The following is a 24,740-nucleotide window of genomic DNA, read 5'->3' as shown; positions in this document are numbered from 1 at the left end:
GGCCCGCGTGCTGACGCTGACCTCGGTCGAGATCAACGCCTGGATCGCCGCCCTGCTGTGGCCGCTGTCGCGCATCCTGGGGCTGATCGCCGCCGCGCCGCTGTTCGGCAACGCCGGCGTACCGCTGCGCGTCAAGGTCCTGCTCGGCGTGTTCCTGGCGCTGGTGATCGCGCCGCTGGTGCCGGCGGTGCCGGCAGCCGATCCCACGTCATGGGCGGGCCTGCTCATCCTGGTCAAGGAAATGATCATCGGGCTGGCGATGGGCTTCGCCATGCGCCTCGTGTTCGCCGCCGTCGAGTACGCTGGCGAGGTGGCCAGCCAGACGATGGGCCTGGGCTTCGCCATGTTCTTCGATCCCAGCACGCGCGGACGTTCGTCGGCCATCAGCCAGTTCATGGCCCTGGTCGCGACCATGGCCTTCCTGGCCGTGAACGGCCACCTGGTGCTGCTCGAGGCGCTGGCCGAAAGCTTCGTCACCATGCCGATCACCGAGACGCCGTTTTCGTCCAACGCGGCGCTGGAACTGGCGCGCTGGGGCGGACGCATCTTCTCGGCCGGCCTGCAGATCGCGATGCCGATCATCGCCGCCCTCCTGATCACGCAGGTCGCCCTCGGCATCCTGACGCGCGCCGCGCCACAGCTGAACATCTTCGGCATCGGTTTCCCGATCACGCTGGGCGTGGGCTTCCTGACCCTGAGCCTGGCCCTGCCCTACCTCAGCGCGCCGATCGTCAACCTGTTCAACCAGGGCATCGAAACCACCCGGTCGCTGCCGCGCGCCGGCAATCCACAGCCGGGAGCGGCGGGAGCGGCGCCGGCGCAACCGGCGCCGGTGGTGCCGGCGCCTGGCTGATCACAGGAAACAAGGTTAGAATGAGAATAATTCTCATTCATCTTGTTGCATATGCCCGATTCCCTGCTTCGCCGCCGCCTGCTCGGCGCCGCCGCCGTTACCACCCTGGCCGGCCTCGCCGCGCCGCTGGCGCGCGCCGCCGAAGGGTGGCAGACCGCCACCCTGCCGCTGGCCCGGCAACATGACCTGACATCCGCCATCACCGGCCAGCACTACCGCATCTTCGTCGCCGTGCCGCCCGGCGCGGCGCCCGCCGCGGGGCATCCGGTGCTGTATGCGCTGGACGGCAACGCCACCTTCCCGACCCTGACGCTCATGGCGCGCAGCGCCGGCGTGCGCAGCCGCGTCACCGGCCAGACGCCACCGGTAATCGTCGGCATCGGCTATGCCGGCGACCAGCCCTACAGCAGCGCGCGCGGCCGCGATTACACGCCGCCGACCGGCAAGGCGGGACCGGCGACCGAAGGCGGCGCCGACCTGTTCCTCGACTTTATCGGAAAAGAACTGAAACCGCTGGTGGCGACGCTGGCGCCGCTCGACCCGGCGCGCCAGGCGCTGTACGGGCATTCGTACGGCGGCCTGTGCACGCTGCACGCGCTGTTCACCCGCCCCGCCATGTTCCAGACCTATCTCGCGGCCAGCCCGTCGATCTGGTATGGCGAACGCGCGGTGCTGGCGGGCATGGAGGGATTCGCCAAACGCCTTGCGTCCCTGCCGTCGAAACCCTCCCTGATGCTGGCCGTGGGCGAGCTGGAACAGCCGGCGGCGAACGGCGCCGCGCTGGAAGGCCGCCAGGCGGTCGCGGCCAGGCGGCGCATGGTCGACGAGGCGCGCGAGCTCGCCGACCGGCTGCAGGCAGACCGGACGCTGGCACGGGTCCGGTTCCACCTGCTGGCGCATGAAAACCATGGCTCGGCGATGTTCCCGGCCATGGCGCGCGGGCTGGAGTTTTTCCTCGCTTAGCGCGCCGGCGCGCGGTAGCGCATCGCCACGTCGCAGCGCGCATAACGCGCGCCGTAGTCCGCCATGATGCCGGCGTCGTGTTCAAAACCCAGCTTCTCGTACAGGTGGATGGCGGCGGCGCACCGGGCGTTGCTGAGCAGGTAGAGCGGTTCGGCCCCGAGCCCCATGGCGCGGGCGATCATCGCCTCGAGCAGGAATTCGCCGGCCTTCAGGCCGCGCGCGCTTTCGCGCACGCCCATCTTGGTCAGCTCGAAACTGCGCGCGCCGGTCTTTTGCAGCGCGCAGGTGCCGACGATGCCCAGTCCGCGCGCTTCCACGAACAGGATCGCGCCGCCCGGGTCGACGATCTTCGCGCGCGGATTTTCCAGCACCTCGCGGTCGGTCGCCTCGAGCTTGAACATGGCGTTGATCCATTCGGCGTTGATGTCGTGGAAGTGACTTGCCAGCTCGTCGCTGAACTCGTGGATCGTGAGAAGTTGCGGCGTCGAGCGCGCGGCCAGCGCATCGATGGAATGCTCCGCCAGCGCCGCCTCGATGGCGGCGATCTGCTCCATGAACTCTTCAGGCCGGCCGCCGAACAAGGTCTTGACCGCCTCGCCGATCTGCGGCCACACATACAGCTTGGCGCGCGCCAGCACGGCATTGCCCTCGGAAGTCAGCGAAATGGTGCGCTGGCGCCCATCGCCGTCCCTGTCCTGTTGCGACTCGACCAGGCCCAGGTCGGCCAACTGGCCGATGCCGCGCGTGATGCCGGGCTGGCTGACGCCGACCACCTGGACCAGTTGCCCGATGGTCAGCGCCTGGCCGTCGAGCGCGGCCAGCAGCGGCATGTGGGCCGGCTGCACCGGCAAGCCCGCATCCGATGCGACCCTGGCGGCCCCCGCCTGCATCCGTTCGCCCAGGCGCTTCAGGCGGCTGCCCAGGAAGGTCGGGCCCAGCTCTTTCAATAAATCCGACATCGGCAATCTCCATAACGCGATATATAACAGTGTATATTCATGCCAACCAGATCGTCAACGCTTCTCCCCCTTCGATGCCGCATGCCTGAAACGCCACCTTTTGGCCCGTAATGCTACTTAGCCAACAAACAAAAGCGCACGGCAGGGGTAGCCTGAACATCCTAGGGCGTAGCGCCTCCACCAAGCCATGCATGTGGCCGCTATCGACATGAAAACATCTAGACCTCTCAAGATCGTCGGTTGGATCCTGCTTGGAATCACGGTCATCGTGATCCTCTTCTTCCTGCTGTTCGACTGGAATATGCTGCGGCCGTATATCAACCGCAAGGTATCGGAAACCACGGGCCGTGAATTCGCGATCCGGGGCGACCTGGACGTCAAGTTCCAGCGCGGACTGGACAGCGAACGCGGCTGGCGACGCTACGTGCCGCGCCCGTACATCAGCGCCAACGACGTCACCATGAGCAACCCGACCTGGAGCACGGTCGGCCCGCAAATGGCCGGGGCGCAGCGCGTCGAGGTGGGCCTGCACGTGCTGCCGCTGCTGCGCAAGGACGTCGTCATCACCGACCTGCGCCTGGCGGCCCCCGACATCGCCGTGCAGCGGCTCGAGGATGGCCGCAACTCCTGGACCTTCAAGGACAACGGCCCGTCACAGTGGAATGTCGACATCCAGCGCCTGTCCTTCAACAGCGGCAAGCTGCGCTATGCGGACGAGCCGCTCCGCATCGACCTGCGCGCGGACGCGCGCACGATCGACGGCCAGCAGCCTGCGCCGGCCGCGGGCGTGCCGCCGTACGGCCTGGCCTTCACCCTGTCGGGCACCTACAACAAGGCGAAGATCACGGGCGGCGGCAAGGCCGGCGCGGTGCTGTCGCTGACCGGCGAAGACATTACCTTCCCGATCGAGGCCGAGGCCAGCGCCGGCCAGAACAAGCTCGGCCTGCGCGGCGTGGTGCGCGATCCGCGCTCGCCGTCCGGCTTCGCCCTCAAGATGGAGCTGGCCGGCGCCAGCATGGCCGACCTGTACGGCCTGACCGGCGTGCTGCTGCCGGAAACCCCGCCCTACTCGACCCGCGGCGAACTGCTGGGCAAGAAGGACGGCGACTTCTGGAGCTTCACGTATAAAGACTTCACCGGCAAGGTCGGCGCCAGCGACCTCGCCGGCACCCTGACCTATGCCCAGCGCAAGCCGCGCCCGTTCCTGAGCGGCGCCCTGACCTCCAAGCAACTGCGCCTGGCCGACCTGGGGCCGACCGTCGGCGCCGACACCGGCGCCGGCACCAAGGAAGCGGGCCGCATCAAGGCGCCGCCGCCCGGCAAGGCCTTGCCGGTGGAAGGGTTCAATACCGAGAAGTGGGGAGCGCTGGATGCCGACGTCAAATTCTCCGGCAAGCGCATCGTGCGCACCCATGACATTCCGCTGGAAGACCTCGAGACCACCATCCGCATGAAGAACAAGGTGCTCACCCTCACCCCGCTCAGCTTCGGCATGGCGGGCGGGCGCATCACCTCCAACATCCGCCTCGACGGTAGCGGCAAGACGCTGGACGCCGGGGCCCGCCTGGCGGCGCGCGGCCTCAAGATCCGCGAATTGTTCCCCAAGCTGCAGTCGATGCAGGCCAGCTTCGGCGAGGTCAATGGCGACGGCGTGCTGGCCGGCAAGGGCAATACGGTGGCGGCCATGCTGGGCACCTCGCACGGCGAAATCAATGCCGTCGTCACCGAGGGCACGGTCAGCCAGTTCATGCTCGAACTGGCCGGCCTGAACGTGGCCAACGCCATCTTCGTCAAGATCTTCGGCGACAAGCAGATGATGCTCAATTGCGTGGCGGCCCAGACCACGGTGCGCAATGGCCGCGCCAACATCGACCGCTTCGTGCTCGACAGCGAGGATGCGGTGGTGAACATGTCGGGTTACGTCGACCTGGCCAGCGAACGCCTGGACCTGGACGTGCGGCCGAAAACCAAGGGCGCGCGCGTGCTGTCGCTGCGCACGCCGCTGTATGCGCGCGGCACCTTCACCGAGCCGAAGGTCGGACCGCAGGCGGGTCCGCTGGCGCTGAAGGCCGGGGCCGCCGTGGCGCTGGCCACCGTGAATCCGCTGGCCGCCCTGCTGCCGCTGATTAACGTCGACAAGGCGCCGGACACCAACTGCGGCGCCGAGATCAGGGAGGCGACCAAGCCGCCGAAAGTGAATGCGAAGACGCCGCCGAAGCCGGTGGCGGCGCGCTGATCACCGGGCGTTAATCAAAGGACGTTGAACAGCGACAGCCCCGACATCGTCTTGAACGACATCTGCGCCGCCTGCAGCGTCAGCTGTTGCTGGGAGAAGTCCGAAATCGCCTTGACCGTGTCCAGGCCCTGCAGGTCGTCCAGCGTGGTCGCATACTGGATGTCGAGGTCGGAACCGGCGCTGTCCAGGTAGTCGAGTTCGTTCATGTGGGCGCCGACCGAGGCCTGCACGGTCAGCACGTTGTCGTGGGCGTTCTTGAGGTTGTCGAGCGCCGAGTTGAGCTGGTTGGTCAGCGCCGCCTTGCCTGCCGCGCCGTCGCCCGGCATGCGCAGCGTCTTGATCAGGTCGGTCACGGTGGTGAACACCGACTGCTTCTGGCTCGGCTCGACGCTGAACTTGTCGCCGGCTGCCGGCACGCCCTTGATGTCCATCGCCATGCCGCCGAAGGCGATCTGCTGGCCTTCCTTGTAGGGAACGCCTTCCTGGAGGGGCTCGTCGCTGCTCGGATCGGTCCGGTACACCGAGTAGGTGGTCACCGGCGGCGTGTCCGCGCTCACGTCGAACACGATCTCGTACTTGCTGCCGTCCAGTCCCTTGCGGTCGACCACCGAACCCGACGAGATGATGGCGGCGCCGGTATTGTCGGTATCGGCCTTGGTCTGGAACGTGCCGTTGCCGGTCGGGATCGACTCGAACACGGCGCTGCCCGAAGCCGACAGCGGGACCTTGCGCGACTCGCTCACCTGCAGCTGGCGCACGCCCGAGTCGCCCTGGTAGGCGGCGCCGGTCGGCGTCGCCGTGAACGGCTGGGTGGTGGTCTTGAAGCCCGAGAACAGGTAGCCGCCGGCGCCGTCGGCGGTATTGGCCACGCCCAGCAGGTCGGCCAGGCGGCCCTCGAGTTCGGTGGCCAGCTTCTCGCGGTCGCTCTGCAGCATGGCGCCATTGCCGCCATCCACCGTCAGCCGCTGCATTTCCTGCAGCAGGTCGCCGGCGTTCTGCAGCGCCGATTCCACGAAGCCCATCGACGATTTGGCGCTGCTGCGGTTGGTGGCGAACTGGGCGTTGACGTTCTGCGATTGAGTCACCTCCAGCGCGCGCGCCGACGCCACTGGATCGTCGGCCGGGGTCAACAGGCGGCGGTCGGTCGACAGCTGCATCTGCGTGCGCGCCAGCGCCGACTGCAGGTTGTTGAGCTGGTTGGTCGAAGTGTTGTACAGGTTCAGGGTACTGATGCGCATGATGGTCTTTGCTCGGGGTCAGGCGTTAGCGGCCGATCGACAGCAGCGAATCGAAGATCGTGCCGGCGATCTGCATCACCTTGCTGGCCGCCTGGTAGGCCTGCTGGTACTTGATCAGGTTGGTGGCTTCCTCGTCCAGGTTGACGCCGGCGACGTCGGCCTGGGCGCCCTGCGCCTGCGCCAGCAGGGCATTGCTGGCCGAGGCATTGATCTGGACTTCGCGCGTCTTGTTGCCGACTTCGCTCACCATCTGGGCGTACGACGACTGGATGGTCGCGGTGCCGCCGTTGAAGATGTTCTTGGTCTGCAGCTCGCCCAGCGCCGCGATGTTGCGGGTGTCGCCGACGCCGCTGCTGTTGTCGGCAATCTCGAACTTGTCCCCGCCGCCCGGGGCGCCGGTCATGGTCACGGTGATGCCGCCGAAGCTGTAGGTGGCGCCATTTTCGAACTGGACGTCGCCCTCGATCAGCGTCTTCTCGCCCTTGTCGTCCACCCTGTAGACAGGCTCGCCATCGGGAAAACCCGTCAGCGTGCCGGGCTCGTCGCCGGCGCCAGCATTGAACGTGAGCGTGATCGGCAGCGTGGGCGGCGTGTCCAGGAATTCTTTTTCGACCTTGACTTCGCTGATCTTGCCGCTGCCGGTGTTGGTCAAGGGTTCCTTGCTCAGGACCGGCGCCGCGGCCGCGATCTGCGACACGTCGGTGGCCAGCACCTTGAAGTCGGCCGCGCCGTTGATGGTCGGGCGCACCAGGAAGGTGTCGCCCTCGCGCGCGCTCTTCGAGAAGCTCATCTCCACGCCGCCGACCTCGAAGGTGGCGTTGCCGTCGGCATCGGGCTCGACCGACCCGACCGAGGTGCGGTCCGGCAGGCTGACCACGTGGTAGCGGCCTTCGGAGAACTTGACCTCGTAGTCGTTGTCGGTCAGCTTGGACGGATCGACGACCTTGGCCGTCAGTTCCGACGTGCTCAGCCGCGAGCTGTTGACGCTCTTGCCGACGTAGGCCGGCGCTTCGTTGAAGAAGGCCTTGCCCGGCTCGCCGTTCTGGTCCAGGCCCAGCTCGTGCTGGCGGTTGAACTCGAAGGCCAGGCCGATCGCGATCTTGCCGAGCTGGCTCTGGGCCTTGTCCAGCGTGTTGCTGCGGAAATCGAGCACGCCGCCCAGCTTGCCGCCCGGTAGCGCGCCGTCGGGCAGCACCGACACCTTGTTGCCGACCTGGTAGCCCACTTCCAGGCGCGTCAGGTCGGTCGGCGACTGCATCGTCGCCAGCTGGAAGGAATCCTGGCCCACCACCAGCGGCTGGCCATTGCCGATCGAAACCGTCAGGCTGTTGTTATCGCCCGGCAGCACGGAGGCCTTGACGTATTTGTTCAGTTCGAGCACCAGCTGGTCGCGCTGGTCCAGCAAGTCGTTCGGCGGACGCTGGGGCGACGAGGCATAGTTGCCGATCTGCTCGTTGAGCTTGGCGATCTGCTGGGCGTAGGTGTTGATCGCGGTGACGCTCGACTCGATCTCGGAATTGACGCCCTCGCGGATCTCGCCCAGGCGCGCATCCAGGCCGTTCAGGCGCGTGGCCAGCGATTCGGCGTTCGACAGCATGGCCTGGCGCGACGGCACCGAGGCGCGGTTTGCGGCCATGTCCTGCACGCCCTTGAAGAATCCCTGCATCGCCGGGGTCAGGCCCGACGTGGTGTCGGCCAGCAGGTTGTCGATCTGCTTGATCTGCGAATAATACGATTCCAGGCCGCTGCTGCTGGCCTGGGCGTTGCGCACCTGCGTGTTCAAAAAGTCGTCGCTGTAGCGCTTGATCTGCGCGATCTGGGTGCCGGTGCCCATGAAGCCGACGCCGGTGTTCAGGGCGGCCGAGGTGGCCTGCACCACCACCTGGCGGCTGTAGCCGGCCACGTTGGCGTTGGTGATGTTGTGGCCGGTGGTGGACAGGGCCGCCTGGGCTGCGTACAGGCCGGTCTTACCGATGGCGAGAAGGCTACTCATGACTTTTTTCTCTCTTTAACAAGTCCGTCTACGGCAGCTTTTGGAAAAACTTGACGGTCATTTGTAACGACATTTTTCTGGGCCAGCGCTTCAGGCCAGCGAGTTCTTGATCAACCGGGTCAGCTTGGCCGCGTAATTCGGGTCGGTCGCATAGCCGGCGCGCTGCAGGCCCTTGGCGAAGGCTTCGGCGTCGCCGCCGCTGGCGATGACTTTTTCGTAACGCGGATTGTTGGCGATCAGCCTGGCGTAGTCGCGGAACGAATCGGCGGGCGAATCGTAGGCGCGGAATTTCTCCACTTTCGTCTGCGGCTTGCCGTTCACGTACTCGGTCGTCACGGCGGTGGCGACCTTGCCCTTCCAGCTCGGACCGGCCTTGATGCCGAACAGGTTGTTGCTGCTGGTGCCGTCGGCATTCTTGATCATGCGCTTGCCCCAGCCCGTCTCGAGCGCGGCCTGGCCCAGCATGAACTTGGCCGGGATGCCGGTGCTCTGCTCGGCCGCGTGGGCGTGCTCGTGCAGCTTTTCCTGGAAGGCGCGCACGTGCGGCGCCTGGGTGCGGCCATTCTCGAGCGTGGCCGGCAGCGCCGGCGCCTTGCCGGCGCCTTCCGTGCCGGCGCTGTTCTGGTACATGGCGGCGCCATTCATCGCGCCCGGCAGGCCGCGCGTGCCCATGCCGGTGCTTGCGCCGGCGCTCACGCCGTCGGCGCCGATCGCCAGCGCCTGCTGGCCCATCTGCTGCGAGCTCAGCTGGCGCACCAGCACGTCGGCCAGGCCGACGCCGCGCTTGGCCAGGTTCTGGCTCATCTGCTGGTCGAGCATGGTGGTGAAGGTCTTGGTCTGCTGGTTGTCCATCAGACCTTCCTGCGGCGTGGCGTCGCGCATGCTCTTCATCATCATATTGATGAACATCGCCTCGAACTGGGTCGCCGCTTCCTTGAGGGCGGCCGGCGAGCCATCCTTCGCGCTCTGCCGCAAGCCGTTGAGGCTGTTGGTGTCGAGCGCGAGCTTGGCGGTCTGGTCGTTGGAGAGGCGCGAGGCGATCATGCGTGGCTCAATGAATTAGATGATTTCAAGTTCGGCGCGCAGCGAACCGGACGCCTTCAGCGCCTGCAGGATGGCCAGCAGGTCTTGCGGGGTGGCGCCGATCGAATTCATCGCCTTCACCACTTCGGCCAGCGAAGCGCCGCCCTTGACGTTGAGCACCTGGCCCGGTTCCTTCCTGATCTCGACGCTCGGATTCTGGGTCACGACGGTGGCGCCCAGGGTGCCCGGATTCGGCTGGCTCACCTGCGTGTCGGCGCCGATCGTCACCGACAGGTTGCCGTGCGAGATCGCGCAGTTTTCCAGCATCACGGCCTGGTTCATCACCACCGAACCGGTGCGCGCATTCATGATCACCTTGGCCGAGGCCAGCGGCTGCTTGACGTCGATCTGTTCCAGCTGGCCCAGGAAGGCCACGCGCTGGTCGCTCGACGACGGGGTGCGCACGCGCACCACGCGGCCGTCGAGGGCGGTCGCCACGCCGGGACCGAACTGGTCGTTGACGGCTTCGACCACGCGCGCCGCGGTGGCGAAGTCGGTCTCTTTCAGTTCCAGGCGGATCTGGTTGTCCGCGCCGAGGTTCGACGCCACCGCGCGCTCGACGGTCGCGCCGCCCGAGATGCGGCCCACCGACAGGTGGTTGACCTGCACCTGGGCGCCGCCGCCCGGGGCTTGCGCGCCGACGCCGCCGACCACCAGGCTGCCCTGGGCCATCGCGTACACCTGGCCGTCGGCGCCGTGCAGCGGCGCCATCAGCAAGGTGCCGCCGCGCAGGCTTTTCGCGTTGCCGATCGACGACACGGTGATGTCCAGCGTCTGGCCCGGCTGGGCGAAGGCCGGCAGCGAGGTGGTGACCATCACCGCCGCCACGTTCTTCAGTTGCAGCTGGACGCCGGCCGGCAGGTTGATGCCCTTCTGCTGCAGCATCGCCTTGATCGACTGCACGGTGAACGGGGTTTGCGTGGTCTGGTCGCCGGTGCCGTCCAGGCCCACGACGATGCCGTAGCCCGACAACTGGTTCTGGCGCACGCCGGCGATGGTCGCCAGGTCCTTCAGGCGCTCGGCCTGGGCCACTGGAGCAGTCCCCGCAAGCGCGGCGGCGAGCAGCATGAAGACGGTGATCTTACGCATGAATGACTCTTTAAATTAGAACGGCAGCATCGACAGGAAGAAGCGCGACAGCATCGAGGTCACCTCGGCGCGGTCGAGACGGCTGTTGGTGCGGTATTCGACCCGCGCATCGGCGATCACCGCCGACGAGACCGTATTGCCGGCCTGGATCGTGTCCGGGCTGACCATGCCCGAGAAACGGATGAACTCGGTGCCCTTGTTCATCGCGACCTGCTTTTCGCCGGCCACGATCAGGTTACCGTTGGGCAGCACTTCGGTGACGGTCACGCCGATGGTGCCGCTGAAATTGTTCGAGGCGCTCTGGTTGTCGCCGTCGGCATACTTGGTGCCCGACTCGAGGTCGACGCCGGCGCCGATGGTGCCGGCCAGCAGGCCAGGCGCGGTGAAGCTGGCGCTGCCGGTCTTGTTGCCCGAGCTGGCGCCGGTCTTGGTGGCGCTGGTGCGCTCGCTGATGTTCACGGTCAGCAGGTCGCCGATGTGGCGCGCGCGGCGGTCTTCGAACATCGGGCGGTAGCTGTTGACGTTGAAGATGGCGCCGTCGGTGGCTGGGGTGGTGTCGACCAGCATCGGACGGGCGCTGGTCGGGCCTTGCACGATGGTGGTCGGCGCGGTGTTGCAACCGGCAAGCAGCGCCACCGCGGCGAGGAAGGACAGAGACAGGGTTTTCATGAGGACTGGATTAGAGCTGCGACAGTTTCTGGAGCATCTGGTCGGAAGTCGTGATCGCCTTGCTGTTGATCTCGTAGGCGCGCTGGGTCTGGATCATGGCGACCATTTCTTCGACCACGTTGACGTTCGACGCTTCGACATACCCTTGCATCAGGTTGCCTGCGCCATTGGTGCCTGGCACGTTCAGGTTCGGTGCGCCCGACGAGGTGGTTTCGACGTACAGGTTCTCGCCGCGCGACTCGAGGCCGGCGGGATTGATGAAGGTCGCCAGTTGCAGGGCGCCGATCTGGGTCATCGCGGTTTCGCCGGCGATCTTGACCGACACGGTGCCGTCGCGGCCGACGCTGATCGATTCGGCATTGGCCGGCACGGTGATGGCGGGCTGGACCACGAAGCCGCTCGAGGTGACGAGCTGGCCGTTCTGGTCTTTCTGGAAGGAGCCGTCGCGGGTATACGCCTGGGTGCCGTCCGGCATCAGGACCGGGAAGTAGCCGGGACCGTTGACCATGACGTCCTTGTCATTGCCGGTCAGCTGGGGGTTGCCCTGGGTGTGGATGCGCTCGGTGGCGACGGTGCGCACACCGGTGCCGATCTGCAGGCCCGATGGCAGGTTGGTCTGCTGCGACGACTGGGCGCCTGGCTGGCGTACGTTCTGGTACAGCAGGTCCTCGAACACGGCGCGCGACTTCTTGAAGCCGTTGGTGCTGACGTTGGCGAGGTTGTTCGAAATGACGTCCAGGTTGGTCTGCTGGGCTTCCAGACCGGTCTTGGCGATGTACAGCGAACGAATCATGGCATTCTCCTATTGGTGGCAGGCGAACACCGCCACGCACAATAGAATTATGCCGGGGCAACTATCAATTCAAAGCGAGGATCTGGGTCGCTTTTGCGGCGTTATTCTCGGCGTTCTTCAACAGGCTCATTTGCGTGTCGAACGACCTTGCCAGGGAGATCATGTCGACCATGCAATCGACCGGATTGACGTTGCTGCCCTCGAGCGCGCCGCCCGCCACCCGCACATTGGGGTCGAGCTGGGCGTTGCCGCCATCCTTCAGGCGGAACAGGCCGTCGTCGCCGCGCACCAGGTCGGCGTCAAGCGGATTGACCAGCTTCAGGCGGCCCAGCACGGCCGGCGCGGCCGGCGAATCGACGTTGGAGATGGTCGAGACGGTGCCGTCGCCGCCGACCGTCACGGTGGCGTCGGGCGGAATCGTGATCGGACCGCCCTCGCCGGCGATGGTCTGGCCCGACGCCGTGGTCAGCACGCCGTTCGGGCTCATCTGCAGCGAACCGTTGCGGGTATACGCCTCGGTGCCGTCCGGCATCTGCACCGCCAGCCAGCCCTGCCCCTTCACCGCCACGTCCAGGTCGCGGCCCGTGACCTGCAACGCGCCCGACGAAAAGTCGTTGCCGGCGGTCGAGTCGACCACGAAGGCGCGCGTCGGCAGGCCCGGACCCTGCACCGGCGCCGAACGGAACACGTCGAGCTGGGCACGGAAGCCCGTGGTGCTGACGTTGGCCAGGTTGTTCGAGGTCGTGGCCTGCTGTTCGAGGATGTGCTTGGCGCCGGAGGCGGCGGTGTAGATCAGGCGGTCCATGGTCGGTCCTTTGTTTGTTGCGGTGGTGCGACGGTGGTTTACCCACCGCCGGCATATCCAGTCGTTAACGCAGGTTGACCAGCGTCTGCATCACCGAATCCTGCGTCTTGATGGTCTGCGAGTTGGCCTGGTACACGCGCTGCGCGGTGATCATGTTGACCAGTTCGGCGGTCAGGTCGACGCTCGACGCTTCGGTGGCGTTCGACTGCAGCACGCCCATCCCCCCGGTGCCGGCGATGCCGATCAGCGGCACGCCCGAGTTGGCCGATTCGGCCCAGGCATTATTGCCCAGCGGTTCCAGCCCGTTCGGGTTGGTGAAGTTGGCCAGCACGACCTGGCCCAGCGCCTTGGTCTGGCCGTTGCTGTACTGGCCCAGGATGGTGCCGTCGGCGCCGGTGGTGAAACGCTGCAGCGCGCCCGGCTTGTAGCCATCCTGCTCGATGCGTTTTTCGCTGGTGGCGGTGCCGTACTGGGTGGTGCCGGCGAAATCGATCTGCACATTCAGCACCGACTCGGCGCCGGTCGACGGCACCACCGGGATGACGAAGTCGAACTTGCCGTTCTTGCCGTCCGAGTTGCCGCTTTCGGCCATGTTCAGCGAGCCGTTGGTATTGAATACCAGGGAGCCGACTTTCTGCCCTTCCATCTTGAGTTCCTTGGCGATCGCGGCATCGATGTCGGCCGGGGTCGCGCCCGGCACCGCGGCTGCGGCGAGCGCGGCTGCGCTGACCTCGGCGGCATTGCCCGACGCCGCATACTTCACATCGAGTTCACCTGCCTTAGCCGCGATCGCTGCTGCGGCGGCGCGCGCATACCCGGCCGCCGCGCCAGCAACGGCGGTCGCGTCTTTCGGCACCGCGTTGTTGGCGGTGGTCCACGTCGCGTTTGCCTCGACCGATGCTTCGTCGGTCTGGGTCACGCCGACGGCTGCCAATGCGTTCAGTTCGGTGCCGTCCTTCGACGCGTAGACATTCCAGACCTCCGGATTGTCCTTGTCGCGCACGTAATAGGTCGACAGCGTGTGCGAATTGCCCAGCGTGTCATACACGGCCATCGGCACCTGCTTGTTGTAGGTGGTCGGGTCGCTCGGGTCGAACGGCGAGTTGGCCGGCGCGGTCGAGCGCGAGTCGAGCTGCAGCTGGATCAGGCCCTTGGTGGAGACCTTCGGCGGCTGGTCCGAGGTGTCGATGCGCAGCGGCACCGGCGCGCCGGCGGCCAGCTGGCCGTTGGCGCCGAGACCGTAACCGGTCAGCTTGGCGCCCTGGGGGTTGACGATATAGCCCTGCTTGTCGAGCGAAAACTGGCCGTTGCGCGAATATTGCACCACGCCGGCCTGCTCGACGCGGAAGAAACCGGAACCGTTGATGGCGATGTCGAGCGGATTGTTCGTGGTTTCGATATTACCTTGGGTGAATTGCTGGGCAATGGCTGCGACCTTGACGCCGATACCGGCCTGGGTGCCGCCCGCGCCGTTGAGCGCACTCGCATAGACGTCGGCGAACTGGGTGGTCGACCCTTTGAAACCGACGGTGCTGGCGTTGGCGATATTGTTGCCGATAACGTCGAGCGATTTAGCTGCAGCATTCAAGCCGCTCAAGCCTTGTTGGAAAGACATGGTAGTACTCCTGAATAAGGGTAGAGTAAGCGGCTCGGCTTACATGACTTGTTTGATATCGGCCAGGGTGACAGCGCCCTTGCCCGGCAGGTTCAACTTGACGCCATCCTTGCCACCGGTGGTGACGCTGGCGACGCTGTCGAAGGACAGGGTCTTGGCATCCTTGAGGACTTCACCGCCGCGGCTGGCGATCACGCGGAAGGTGTAGGCGCCGTCGGGCAGCACGATCGGCTTGCCGTCGGCGTCGACCTTGGTGGCGTCCGGCACGCCATCCCAGGCGATCGGCACGATGCCGGCATCCTGCTCGCCCAGTTCCAGCGACGCCACGTCCTTGCCGGTCTTGGAATCGACGACCACGACCTGCACCTTGTCGGCCGGGGTTGCCAGCTCCACGCCCAGGATCGCCTGGCTCTTGTGCAGCAGGATGTCTTCGCCCTCGACCAGCACGCCGTTGCCGATCAGCTGGGTGGCCTGCAGCGACTCGGTCGACTGGTAGCTGGCCTTGAGCGACTCCAGGGTCGTGTTGAGCTTGTTCACGCCGGTCACGGTCTGCAGCTGGGCCAGCTGGCTGGTCATCTGCGCGTTGTCCATCGGGCTGAGCGGATCCTGGTTCTTGAGCTGGGTGACCAGCATGGTCATGAACTTGTCGGTGTCGGCCTGGACGCTGTCGGTCTCGGTCTTGGCCTTGGCGTTCATTGCCGCCTGCAGGTCGGCGATATTCGAAGTCGGGCTCTGGGAGCTGATCGGGCTGGTCATGGTAGATAGGAAGGTTATTGGCCGATGGTCAGGGTCTTGAGCAGCATGGTCTTGGCTGCGTTCATGGTTTCGACGTTGGTCTGGTAGGAGCGCGAGGCCGACAGCATGTTCACCATCTCGTCGACCACATTTACATTAGGCATCGCTACATAGCCCTTGTCGTCGGCCATCGGATGCTTGGGATCGTAGACCTGCTTGAGCGGCGACGGGTCTTCGACCACTTCGCGCACGCGCACGCCGGTGGCGCCCGAGGCGGTCGGCACCGACTCGAACACGACCGCCTTGGCGCGGTAGGCTTCGCCGGTGGGCGAGGTGGCGCTGTCGGCGTTGGCCAGGTTGCTGGCGGTGGTGTTCAGGCGCTGGGCCTGGGCGCTCATCGCCGAGCCCGACACATTGAAGATATTAAATAGCGACATCGTCAGTCCTTATTGGCTCTGCAGCGCCGTCATCAGGCCCTTCAGCTGGCTGTTGATCATCATGATCCCGGCCTCGTAGCGCAGCGCGTTGTCGGCGAACTGGTTGCGCTCGACGTCCATGTCGACGGTATTGCCGTCGACGCTGCCCTGCACCACGCCGCGGTACAGCACCGGGGTGCCGTTGGCCAGGGTGTCGCCGGTGGCGGCGCCGCGCGGGATGTGGCTGTTATTGGTGGTGTTCATCGCGCCGGCGTTCTTGCCGCCCGCCATCGCATTCTGCAGGGCGCTGGCGAAGTCGATGTCGCGGGCCTTGTAGTTGGGCGTGTCGGCGTTGGCGATGTTCGACGCCAGCAGTTCCTGGCGCTGCGAGCGCAGGGACAGTGCGGTTTCATTGAAACGCAGGTAGTTGTCGAGATTGCCGATCATGCTGCCTCCGGGTCTTGGGCTGGTTAGGACAGAAGCGATGATACGGACCAGGCTGCAACACCAATCGACGGATAAGGAGGTAAAAATCCCCCGCTATTCAATGTTTCGCTACGGAATCATTGGGCCTAAGATGGCAGCATTCCGATTCTCCCATCGACTGGAATCCCGATGAAACAGCAACTTGTCGCCTTTTCGCTGCTCGCCCTCGTGTTCGGCGGCGCGCAGGCGCAACAGACATCCGGCGCCGGACGCCAGAAGCCGGAAGGCCTGCGCGCGGTCGCCGAACAGTTCCTGAAGACCCAGAGCGCCGGCCTGCCGGGCCAGGTGACGGTGAAGGTCGGCGGCGTCGACCCACGCCTGAGCCTGCCAGCCTGCCCGGCGCCGGAAGCCTTCCTGCAACCCGGCGCCCGCCCCTGGGGCAAGACCACGGTGGGCGTGCGCTGCACCGCCCCGGCCTGGTCGCTGTACCTGCAGGCGCAGGTGAGCGTGGTGGCCGACTACGTCGCCGCCGCCGTGCCGCTGGCCCAGGGCCAGCCGCTGGACGCGTCCCAGCTGGTGCTGGTGAAGGCCGACATCGCCGCCATGCCGAACGGCATCATCACCGACATGGCGCAGGCGATCGGCCGCACCCCGACCATCTCGCTGCCGGCCGGCACCGCGCTGCGCACGGATACCTTGCGCGCGCAGCAGGTGATCAAGCAGGGCCAGGCGGTACGACTGGTATCGCGCGGTTCGAACTTCTCGGTCACGAGCGAGGCGAAGGCGATCAACAACGCCAGCGACGGCCAGGTGGTGCAGGTGCGCACCCAGTCCGGCACCGTCGTCAGCGGCCTGGCGCGCAACGGCGGGATGGTGGAAATAGTTCTGTAAAGAAATGTGATTTTCGCGGCATCGAAATCGTGCTCGATCGCTAAAGTTTGTAAAGGCGCAGCCGTTACATCAAGCAGATCCCGGAGCTTGTAGCTTCGAACCGAGAAGGATGATGCTGTGAAAATCAACGATACGCTCAAGGGCAACCCCGGCCTCCAGCCGGCGACCACGCAGACGAATACCGCGCGTGGCGCCGACAAGGCCGCAACGACGGCGCCGACGACCCAGGCGCAGACCGACAGCGTGCGGCTGTCCTCGCAGGGCCAGGCCATGGCCAATGCGGTGGGCGGCGGCGCGCAGGTGTTCGACGCGAAGAAGGTCGAACGCATCAAGATGGCCATCGCCGATGGCCAGTTCCAAGTCAACTCCGAGAAAGTGGCGGACGGCTTGCTAGAAACCGTACGCGACTTGCTCCATTCAAGACAACGCTAAACCATGACTCCGAGCCCGACCCAGACCATTGCAGCCGAACACCAGCACCTCGACGCCCTCGTGGCATTGATGAAACAGGAACAGCAATCCCTGGTCGCGCTCGACGCCGACGAACTGTCCAGCCTGACCACGCAGAAGAACGCCCTGCTGGCCAGCCTGTCGAACCTGTCGCAACAGCGCCACGCGGCGCTGCGGGCAGCCGGATGCGAGGGATCGGAAGCGGGCATGGGACCATGGCTGGCCGCCAGCGACGATGGCGGCGCGCGGGAACAATGGGAACGCATGCTGGACGTGGCCCGCGAAGCAAAAGAACTCAACCGCGTCAACGGCATGCTGATCAGCAAGCAACTGGCGCACAACCAGGGCGTGCTCAACGCCCTGCGCACCCCCACCAATGCGCCGACCGGCGCGATCTACGGCGCCAGCGGCCAGACCGTGGGGCTGGGGGCGTCGAAGCGGTATGTCGTTGGCTGAAAAGCCGACATAAACATTCCCGCCGGCAAATTTTCAAGGGCATAATACCGCCTCACGCCATCGGCAACGAACACCAAAACGTCGTTCCCGCGAAGGCGGGAACCCAAGTATGCATGAGCTGCCGCAGTCTTCAACCTACCGTGGCTGCGCTAAGACCTTGGGTTCCCGCCTCCGCGGGAACGACGGCGTTTTGCCGCTAACGACCGAAATTTCCCTGCTATCTGAACGCTCCGAGCGCACAGGCCTGTCACATGCTCGCCACCCAGCAGATCTTCCTGATCGCCGCCCTGCTCTGCTTTCTCGTCTTCCTGGCCCTGCTGGCCGCGGGATCGGAGAACGTGCGGGGCATGCGCGCCATGCTGGCCTCGGCCGTGCTGGGCCTGGTGGGCAATCTGCTGTACGCCTTCGGGCGCGAACTGCCGCCGCTGCTGGCCTATGAAGTGGCGAACATGGCCTATGCCGGCGCCGGCGCCGCGCTGGCGGCCGGCTACCGCCAGCTGGCCGGCCTGCCGGCGCGCCTCGCGCCGCTGGCGCTGCTGGTGGGCGCGGTCGGCCTGCTGATCGCGCTCTTTCACTACCGCTTCGATTCCTTCGCCGCGCGCAGCGCCGTCGCCTCGCTGTTCCAGGCCGCCGTCTGCGCCGACATCGCGCGCAGCGTGCTGGCGCCCGCCGCCCTGAACAAGGTGCAGCGCTTCGTGCTGCTCATGTGCGGCCTGGTCGTGGCGGGCCACGCCGTGCGCATGGCCTGGCTGCTGCTGGCGGCCGAACCACCCGGCTCGCTGCTGCAGCCGAGCAGCGCCAGCCTGGCGATCCTGACCGCCGCCGCGCTGGCGCTGCCGGCGCTGACGCTGGGCGGCCTGTTGACCATGCACCGCTATATCCTGCAGCAGGCCGAGTACATCGCCAACCACGACCACCTGACCGGCGCCTGGTCGCGCAAGGCCTTCTTCGACATCGCCGAGCGCGAGCTGGCGCGCAGCCGGCGCAACGGCCAGCCGCTGGCCCTGATGCTGATCGACCTCGACCATTTCAAGGAAATCAACGACAGCGGCGGCCACGAAGCCGGCGACGTCGCCCTGCAGCTGGTGGCCGAACGCGCCCGCGCCTCGCTGCGCGCGGCCGACTGCATGGCGCGCCTGGGCGGCGACGAGTTCGCGGTGCTGCTGCCCGAAACCACCCTGGCCCAGGCCTGCACCGTGGGCGAAAAGCTGCAGGCCGAGCTGCGCGAGCTGGCCGCCACCCTGGAGCGCCATGCCGGACAAGCCCCGCTGACCCTGAGCATCGGCGTGACCGCGACCCAGGCCGACGAGCCGTTCAAGGCGACCCTGGCGCGCGCCGACGCCGCGCTGTACGCGGCCAAGTCGGCCGGCCGCGACAAGGTGATCGCGCTGGCGCCGCAGTTGCAGCCGATGCGCCCGCGCCAGGCCGGCTAAGACCCGCCCCGCACGACCGACCAGCTTGCACGGAAAGTCCTACGTGCCGGCGCTCTCCCCTCCTATTGGGAACGACGACCCGCGGTCCCATCTGGTCATTTTGTCAGCTGTGCCAAGGAGGGCATCATGGAAGATAAAAAACCGAAGGACACCCGGCAGGACAATCCGGACCAGGACCTGCGCCAGGGCCGCGCCGATTCCTATGCGGGCTTCGTGACCGACGATACGAACGGCACCTCGAGCATCGGCTCGGGCAACCAGCAATCCGGCATCCAGAGCAACTTCGCCAAGGCTTCGCCCGAAAGCAACGTCGGCCCGGCCGGCGCGGCGCAGAGCAGCCATGGCAATGCATCCGGGCCGATTCCCGGCGGCGTGCTGGGCAAGTCCGAAGACAGGCAGAACGGCCAGTCGGCGATCGGCGGCGCAGCGACCGGCGGCTCGCCCGGCACCCACTACGACCGGGCGACGCAGGATTATGTGGGACGTGCCAGCGATGACAAGATCAGCGAGCGGCTGGCCGAGGGCGCCGAGAGTTCGGGGACGCCGGGGGATGGCCCGCGGTAGTTTACAAAGCTCAGTTCCAGCAGCGTGTCGCCCCGCCAATGTGGCGGGGCGGATACCACGGCATATTTCGGCGTCCTGATTGCACGCCGAACAGCAATACATTCGTCCAAATGTTTATAATGATGGCTCCGATAAATTCCCGGCCATCATGGCGCCCGAACCCTCTTCGCACGATGTGCGCTCCGCCTTCCGGCGTGAATTCGTTTCTCCCCACCTCTGGCGCACCCGGATCGTCGTGGTCAGCATGGCCGCCATCGCCGGACTGGTCGTGGTGGCCTTCACCTGGCTCGCCGAATCCGCCTTCGGACAATTCCAGCAACTCAATGAAATGGCATGGTGGGCGCCGCTGCTCTGGACGCCGCTGTGCTGCGCCGCCATCGTCTGGGTGACGCGCCGTTATGTGCGCGGCGCCGGCGGCTCCGGCATCCCGCAAGTGATGGCGGCGCTCGATCCCGCGCTGTCGGGCGGACGCCGTCCCCTCCTCGTGTCGCTCAAGCTGAGCCTGGCCAAGATCGGCCTGACCTCGGCCGGCCTGCTGGGCGGCTTGTCGCTGGGGCGCGAAGGCCCGTCGGTGCAGATCGCAGCCGGCGTGATGCTGTCGGCCCGGCGCTGGCTGCCGCGGCGCAGCGGCATCAGCGCGCACTCTTTATTAGTGGCGGGCGGCGCGGCCGGCATCGCCGCCGCCTTCAATACCCCGCTGGCGGGCATCATGTTCGCGATCGAAGAGCTGTCGCGCACGCCCGAGCAGCGCAACAGCGGCCTGATCGTCGCCGGCATCGTGCTGGCCGGCCTGATCGCCGTCTCGGTTCACGGCAACGGCCCCCACTTCGGCGTGATCCACCCCGGACCGATCGGCCTGGCCCTGCTGTGGCCGGGCTTGCTGGCGGCCATGGTGTGCGGCTTCGCCGGCGGCCTGTTCGCGCGGCTGCTGCTGGCCAGCCTGCGCGGAACCTCTCCCGACCTGCCCAGCCGCTGGCGCGCCCGCTACCCGGTGCGTTTCGCCCTCGGCTGCGGCCTCGTGGTCGCCATCATCGGCATCGTCAGCGGGGGCGCCACCTATGGCAGCGGCAACGAGGCGACCCGCGGCTTGCTGGAGAACGAAGCCAGCGTGCCGGTCGCATTCGCCCTGTTCAAGTTCGTGGCCACCTGGCTGACCGCGTGGTCGGGGGTGCCGGCCGGGATTTTCGCGCCATCGCTGTCGATCGGCGCCGCCCTGGGCCATGACATCGCCGTGCTGACCGGCTATCCGCACGCTCCGGCGCTGATCGCGCTGGGAATGGTCGGCTTCCTCGCTGCGGCGACCCAGGCGCCGCTGACGGCCTTCATCATCGTCATGGAGATGGTCGACGGGCATGGCATGGTGCTGAGCCTGATGGCTTGCGCGGTCGTGGCGAGCACGGTGTCGCGCGTGCTCGGCCCACCGCTGTATGGGGCGCTGGCGGCAATCCAGTTGCCGCCGCGGCCGCAGCGTGATACGAACGACGCGGCTGACGCCAGCGATGCCGGCCGGCATGATCGATAGTGATCTAAAAAATGTCGATGCGGCACGGCACCAATTTCGCCCGAAAATGTTTCATAAAAGGAATACTATTGGTATAGTACATGTATCTGTTCATAATCTTGTTTCATTTTTGCGTAAATACATCATGCACAATTGAATACATTTTATGACCATGAAACAATCGGAGAGTTTTGTTGAAGAACGATCCATGTAGAATCCCCGACGATTGCGCACTGCATCATGGAAACTCCGTGAATCGGTGGGGCCGAGGTTGTTGGCCTGTATTGATAACGCTCTCAACTTAGCCCATGGCAATGCCGGCGAAGCTCGTGCCGAACTCTTCGATTTGTATCGATTTCCCGTTTGCAGCATTGCATCGGGAGCCGCCCCTGTCACGACGGGTCCACGATATCTAGGGTGCGCAAGCAAGGTCCACAGGCAGTGCTTGTGCGCCTGGAGCGTCCGGTCATACCGGGAATTTTGATCCTACTTAGGAGTAGTACATGTACGATACCAACGCCACCGCGATCAGCAACCAGCTGAAAGCTACCTCGGCGCAATTCTTCAGCGATGAAACCATTGCAAGCATTCTGGACCTGCTGCCAGCAAGCGGCACCGTTGTTGCTGACAATGTCACCGCCGCCAACAATGCCACGATCACCGCGGCAGCAGGCGTCGATGTCGTGTTCATCGAGACCTCGCCTACCCAGCAGACCACCCTCACCGTGACCGGTGACGTCCCTGCGATCTTCTTCCAGGGCAATGGCGGCGTTGACGCAACCATCGGCACCGCTCCAGCACCAGATGCAACCGGCAACTCGTCGGCAGCGACCGTGGCCGGCGAAGAGATCGCGCGCGTCGTGGTGGGCACCGCAGGCGCCGACACCATCACCATCGCCGATGGCGTGAACACCCAAGTGGTCGCCGGTGACGAAGACACCGTCGTCGCAGGTTCGGGCCGCACCCTGGTGATCGCAGCCGAAGGCAGCAGCACCGTCGTGGGCAACGACAAGACCGTCGTCCAGGCAGCGGGCGCCGAAGAAGACTTCGTCATCACCACCGAAGGCGGCAAAGCCACCATCGTCAACGCCGCGACCGGCGTGTCGGTGACCATGAGCGACGTCGACTTCGTCCAGCTGGATGGCGACGACGTGCTGATCTTCGCTGCCAACGAGAAGCAGGCAGCCGTGGCCAACCTGTACCACGCACTGCTGGGCCGTAACGCGGACGCCGGCGGTCTGGAGTTCTGGTACGACCACGCCGATGGCACCACCACCCTGCACACGATCGCTTCGGGCTTCCTGGAGTCGGCCGAGTACACCGCCAAGGACCAGGACGACGCCGAGTTCGTCGACGCCCTGTACGCAGGCCTGTTCGGCCGTCCAGCCGATGCAGCCGGCGCCGATTACTGGCTGGATCGCCTGGAAGACGGTGCTTCGCGCGCTGACGTGGCAACCGCGTTCGCGGAAGCGTCGGTCGACGGCGCCGAAGTGGAGATCGTCGGTACGGTCACCATCATCGACCCAACCGTGTAATTAAGTAGCACGATGCAACACCCAAAAGGGGGCCCTGCCCCCTTTTTCCTCTCTACGTGCACGTCTCGCCTGCGGGACGATGCACTTCTGACGCGAGCTGTGGAATTGTTCACGGCTGGCCAGCACGCCGATGCGCTGTTGGCCGCCGAATACGTATGCCGCCGCTTGCCCATGAACCGCATTCCCGCCATCCTGCGCGCCAAGATCCTGCAAACGGCCTATCCGTTCATGGCCTCTCGCGCCTGGCACGCCGCATGGCTGAGCGAAGCGGAGAATCCCCTGCTGCAGGACGTCATGCTGCAGGCCTGGCTGAAGGACGGCGGCCGCGCCGACGTCGCCAGCCTGGGCCCGGCATTCCTGCCCGCGCGCTGCCGCGCGGGGCGCCACGAAAGCCTGATGCCCATCCTGCGCGCGGCCGGCGTCACCCATACCGGCGCTTGCTGGAAGAACGACGACGCGATCGAGGCGATGGTTTTCCTCGGCAATGGCGCGCCACGCGCGACCCTGCTGCTGTCCGACGAGACCACCCAGTACCAGTTCGAGGTGCCCGGCGACGGCGCCCGCGTACGCTTGACGCCGCCGCGCCCCGGCACCGTGTGGTCGGTCACCCTGCTGCAACCCGACGGACGCCGGCAACTGCTGCCCGGCTCGCCGCTGGCGTTCTACGAGACGCCGACCGTTCGCGCCGGCTCGGAGCCGGCCGCGACGAACCCTGCCGATACCGACGTTCGGCCGGTATCGGTCGTGATTCCCGTCTACCGCGAGCTGGCGCTGGTGCGCGCCTGCATCGAGAGCGTGAAGACCAGCCTGCCGCTCAACGGCACGCCGGCGCGGATCGTGGTGGTGGACGACTGCAGTCCCGAGCCCGCGCTTTCCGCCTGGCTCGACAAGCAGGCGGCGGCCGGCGCCATCACGCTGCTGCGCAATGCCTGCAACCTCGGTTTCATCGAGACGGTCAATCGCGGCATGCGCGCCCATCCGGACCACGACGTGCTGCTGCTCAATGCCGACACCCAGGTGCACGGCGACTGGATCGACCGCCTGGCGCGCGCCCTGTACGCGACACCGGACGTCGCCTCGGTCACGCCCTGGACCAATAACGGCGAGATCAGCAGCTTCCCGGTGATGAGCCAGGCCGCGCCCGCCCCGGACACGCGCGAACTCGCGCTGCTCGACCAGGTGGCGGCCGAAGTGCGCGCCGCCCCGGGCGGCGCCGACATCGAACTGCCGTCCTGCTGCGGTTTCACGATGCTGATCCGGCGCACGGTGCTCGACGCGATCGGCATGCTCGACGGCACCGCGCTGATCCGCGGCTACGGCGAAGAAGTCGACTGGTGCATGCGCGCCCGCGCGGCCGGCTGGCGCCACCTGCAGGCCACCGGCGTGTTCGTCGCGCACGAAGGTACGGTGTCGTTCCGTGCCGAGAAGACGCTGCGCGTGGCGCAGAACCGGGGCGTGGTGGTGGCGCGCTATCCCGACTATTACTCCGAATTTACCGCCTTCCAGCACGGCGATCCGCTGGCCGCCGCACGCCTTCAGTTGCGCGATGCGCTCGCACAGTCGCGCGCATCCGGCTGGCTGCGCAAGGCCGATGCGGCGCAGCACACCGCCGCCTTGCCGCAGACCGTGGCGAAGAAGCCTTTGCCGGCGACGCTGCCGGCGCTGCCTTCCTCCATGCAGCGCATCGCGGTCTGGCGGCACGACCCGCCGGCGCCGGCGGCGCGACAAGTGCTGGCGCTGGCGCGCATGATTGCCAGCCGACCGCAGCTGCGTATGCGGCTGCTGGTGATCGGTCGCGCGAGCGACGCACTCCTTCATACCGGCGTGGTCGACCACGTGCCGCAACTGCAGGGCGATGCCCTGCCGCTGCTGGACGACGTACGCCTGCTCCAGGTTGCCGGCTGCCGCGCCGTGCTGACCGACGACCCTGCGGGCCTGCCTCCCAAGCTGCGTCCCGTGCTCCTCGACGACGGCTTCGATGCCGCCGCCTGGCTGAACGATTGGCTTACCCGCAACGCAGGCGCCAAGGCCGCCTGA

General features: G+C 66.3%; 23 protein-coding genes. 11 read left to right on the top strand and 12 right to left on the bottom strand.

Going from position 1 to position 24,740, the window contains the following annotated elements:
* The first annotated feature begins 7 nt into the window (after positions 1-7).
* Together fliR and HMPREF9710_RS09590 are read left to right on the top strand one after the other, a co-directional pair.
* Positions 8-853 carry a flagellar biosynthetic protein FliR gene (fliR, locus tag HMPREF9710_RS09595; RefSeq protein WP_005665866.1) on the top strand — a complete coding sequence of 282 codons (846 nt, stop codon included), beginning with the start codon at positions 8-10 and terminating at the stop codon, positions 851-853.
* 51 nt (positions 854-904) lie between these two features.
* Positions 905-1,816, top strand: coding sequence for an alpha/beta hydrolase (locus HMPREF9710_RS09590; protein ID WP_005665865.1), 912 nt, complete (start codon positions 905-907; stop codon positions 1,814-1,816).
* On the opposite strand, the gene HMPREF9710_RS09585 is transcribed toward HMPREF9710_RS09590, so the two are convergent.
* Positions 1,813-2,775, bottom strand: a complete 963-nt coding sequence (locus tag HMPREF9710_RS09585) for a bifunctional helix-turn-helix transcriptional regulator/GNAT family N-acetyltransferase (RefSeq protein WP_005665864.1) — start codon at positions 2,773-2,775, stop codon at positions 1,813-1,815. The genes HMPREF9710_RS09590 and HMPREF9710_RS09585 overlap by 4 nt on opposite strands.
* 208 nt (positions 2,776-2,983) lie before the next feature.
* On the opposite strand from HMPREF9710_RS09585, the gene HMPREF9710_RS09580 reads away from it, so the two are divergent.
* The gene (locus HMPREF9710_RS09580; RefSeq protein WP_157225466.1) at positions 2,984-5,011 is read left to right on the top strand and encodes an AsmA family protein; all 2,028 of its coding nucleotides are present in this window, start codon (positions 2,984-2,986) and stop codon (positions 5,009-5,011) included.
* 14 nt (positions 5,012-5,025) lie between these two features.
* Here HMPREF9710_RS09580 and flgL read toward each other — a convergent pair whose 3' ends face one another.
* The 11 genes from flgL to flgB form a co-directional block, all read right to left on the bottom strand.
* Complete coding sequence (gene flgL, locus HMPREF9710_RS09575; protein ID WP_005665862.1) at positions 5,026-6,249, bottom strand: flagellar hook-associated protein FlgL; 1,224 nt, start codon at positions 6,247-6,249, stop codon at positions 5,026-5,028.
* Positions 6,250-6,274: 25 nt separating this feature from the next.
* On the bottom strand, positions 6,275-8,242 hold the full coding sequence (flgK, locus tag HMPREF9710_RS09570) for a flagellar hook-associated protein FlgK (protein WP_005665861.1): 1,968 nt from the start codon (positions 8,240-8,242) through the stop codon (positions 6,275-6,277).
* A gap of 90 nt (positions 8,243-8,332) precedes the next feature.
* Complete coding sequence (gene flgJ / locus HMPREF9710_RS09565) at positions 8,333-9,286, bottom strand: flagellar assembly peptidoglycan hydrolase FlgJ (protein WP_005665860.1); 954 nt, start codon at positions 9,284-9,286, stop codon at positions 8,333-8,335.
* A gap of 15 nt (positions 9,287-9,301) precedes the next feature.
* Positions 9,302-10,414, bottom strand: a complete 1,113-nt coding sequence (locus HMPREF9710_RS09560; protein WP_005665859.1) for a flagellar basal body P-ring protein FlgI — start codon at positions 10,412-10,414, stop codon at positions 9,302-9,304.
* A gap of 15 nt (positions 10,415-10,429) precedes the next feature.
* On the bottom strand, positions 10,430-11,083 hold the full coding sequence (locus HMPREF9710_RS09555; protein ID WP_005665858.1) for a flagellar basal body L-ring protein FlgH: 654 nt from the start codon (positions 11,081-11,083) through the stop codon (positions 10,430-10,432).
* 10 nt (positions 11,084-11,093) lie between these two features.
* On the bottom strand, positions 11,094-11,876 hold the full coding sequence (gene flgG, locus HMPREF9710_RS09550) for a flagellar basal-body rod protein FlgG (RefSeq protein WP_005665857.1): 783 nt from the start codon (positions 11,874-11,876) through the stop codon (positions 11,094-11,096).
* A 64-nt stretch (positions 11,877-11,940) separates the two neighbouring features.
* Positions 11,941-12,681, bottom strand: coding sequence for a flagellar basal-body rod protein FlgF (gene flgF / locus HMPREF9710_RS09545; protein ID WP_005665855.1), 741 nt, complete (start codon positions 12,679-12,681; stop codon positions 11,941-11,943).
* Positions 12,682-12,745: 64 nt separating this feature from the next.
* On the bottom strand, positions 12,746-14,296 hold the full coding sequence (locus tag HMPREF9710_RS09540; RefSeq protein WP_005665854.1) for a flagellar hook protein FlgE: 1,551 nt from the start codon (positions 14,294-14,296) through the stop codon (positions 12,746-12,748).
* Positions 14,297-14,335: 39 nt separating this feature from the next.
* On the bottom strand, positions 14,336-15,052 hold the full coding sequence (locus HMPREF9710_RS09535) for a flagellar hook assembly protein FlgD (protein ID WP_005665853.1): 717 nt from the start codon (positions 15,050-15,052) through the stop codon (positions 14,336-14,338).
* 14 nt (positions 15,053-15,066) lie between these two features.
* Positions 15,067-15,468 carry a flagellar basal body rod protein FlgC gene (gene flgC / locus HMPREF9710_RS09530; protein WP_005665852.1) on the bottom strand — a complete coding sequence of 134 codons (402 nt, stop codon included), beginning with the start codon at positions 15,466-15,468 and terminating at the stop codon, positions 15,067-15,069.
* A gap of 9 nt (positions 15,469-15,477) precedes the next feature.
* Positions 15,478-15,894 carry a flagellar basal body rod protein FlgB gene (gene flgB / locus HMPREF9710_RS09525; protein ID WP_005665851.1) on the bottom strand — a complete coding sequence of 139 codons (417 nt, stop codon included), beginning with the start codon at positions 15,892-15,894 and terminating at the stop codon, positions 15,478-15,480.
* A 168-nt stretch (positions 15,895-16,062) separates the two neighbouring features.
* Between flgB and flgA the strand changes: the two genes are divergently transcribed.
* The 8 genes from flgA (at position 16,063) to HMPREF9710_RS26525 (ending at position 24,740) form a co-directional block, all read left to right on the top strand.
* Entirely contained in the window at positions 16,063-16,764 is a 702-nt protein-coding gene (gene flgA / locus HMPREF9710_RS09520) for a flagellar basal body P-ring formation chaperone FlgA (protein WP_005665850.1), read from the top strand.
* A 117-nt stretch (positions 16,765-16,881) separates the two neighbouring features.
* Complete coding sequence (gene flgM / locus HMPREF9710_RS09515) at positions 16,882-17,196, top strand: flagellar biosynthesis anti-sigma factor FlgM (protein WP_005665849.1); 315 nt, start codon at positions 16,882-16,884, stop codon at positions 17,194-17,196.
* Positions 17,197-17,199: 3 nt separating this feature from the next.
* Complete coding sequence (locus HMPREF9710_RS09510) at positions 17,200-17,670, top strand: flagella synthesis protein FlgN (protein ID WP_005665848.1); 471 nt, start codon at positions 17,200-17,202, stop codon at positions 17,668-17,670.
* 251 nt (positions 17,671-17,921) lie between these two features.
* Positions 17,922-19,103, top strand: a complete 1,182-nt coding sequence (locus HMPREF9710_RS28815; RefSeq protein ID WP_005665847.1) for a GGDEF domain-containing protein — start codon at positions 17,922-17,924, stop codon at positions 19,101-19,103.
* A 126-nt stretch (positions 19,104-19,229) separates the two neighbouring features.
* Positions 19,230-19,667: a hypothetical protein gene (locus tag HMPREF9710_RS09500; protein WP_005665846.1), complete on the top strand. Its 438-nt coding sequence runs from the start codon at positions 19,230-19,232 to the stop codon at positions 19,665-19,667.
* Positions 19,668-19,815: 148 nt separating this feature from the next.
* Positions 19,816-21,189, top strand: a complete 1,374-nt coding sequence (locus HMPREF9710_RS09495) for a chloride channel protein (RefSeq protein WP_005665844.1) — start codon at positions 19,816-19,818, stop codon at positions 21,187-21,189.
* Between the two features lie 482 nt (positions 21,190-21,671).
* Complete coding sequence (locus tag HMPREF9710_RS09490) at positions 21,672-22,703, top strand: DUF4214 domain-containing protein (RefSeq protein ID WP_005665843.1); 1,032 nt, start codon at positions 21,672-21,674, stop codon at positions 22,701-22,703.
* 171 nt (positions 22,704-22,874) lie between these two features.
* Entirely contained in the window at positions 22,875-24,740 is a 1,866-nt protein-coding gene (locus tag HMPREF9710_RS26525; protein WP_005665842.1) for a glycosyltransferase family 2 protein, read from the top strand.

This window comes from Massilia timonae CCUG 45783 (assembly GCF_000315425.1).
Classification (GTDB): domain Bacteria; phylum Pseudomonadota; class Gammaproteobacteria; order Burkholderiales; family Burkholderiaceae_D; genus Telluria; species Telluria timonae.
The sequence above is the reverse complement of the archived record's forward strand: the minus strand, read 5'-3'. Positions and strand labels throughout refer to the sequence as shown.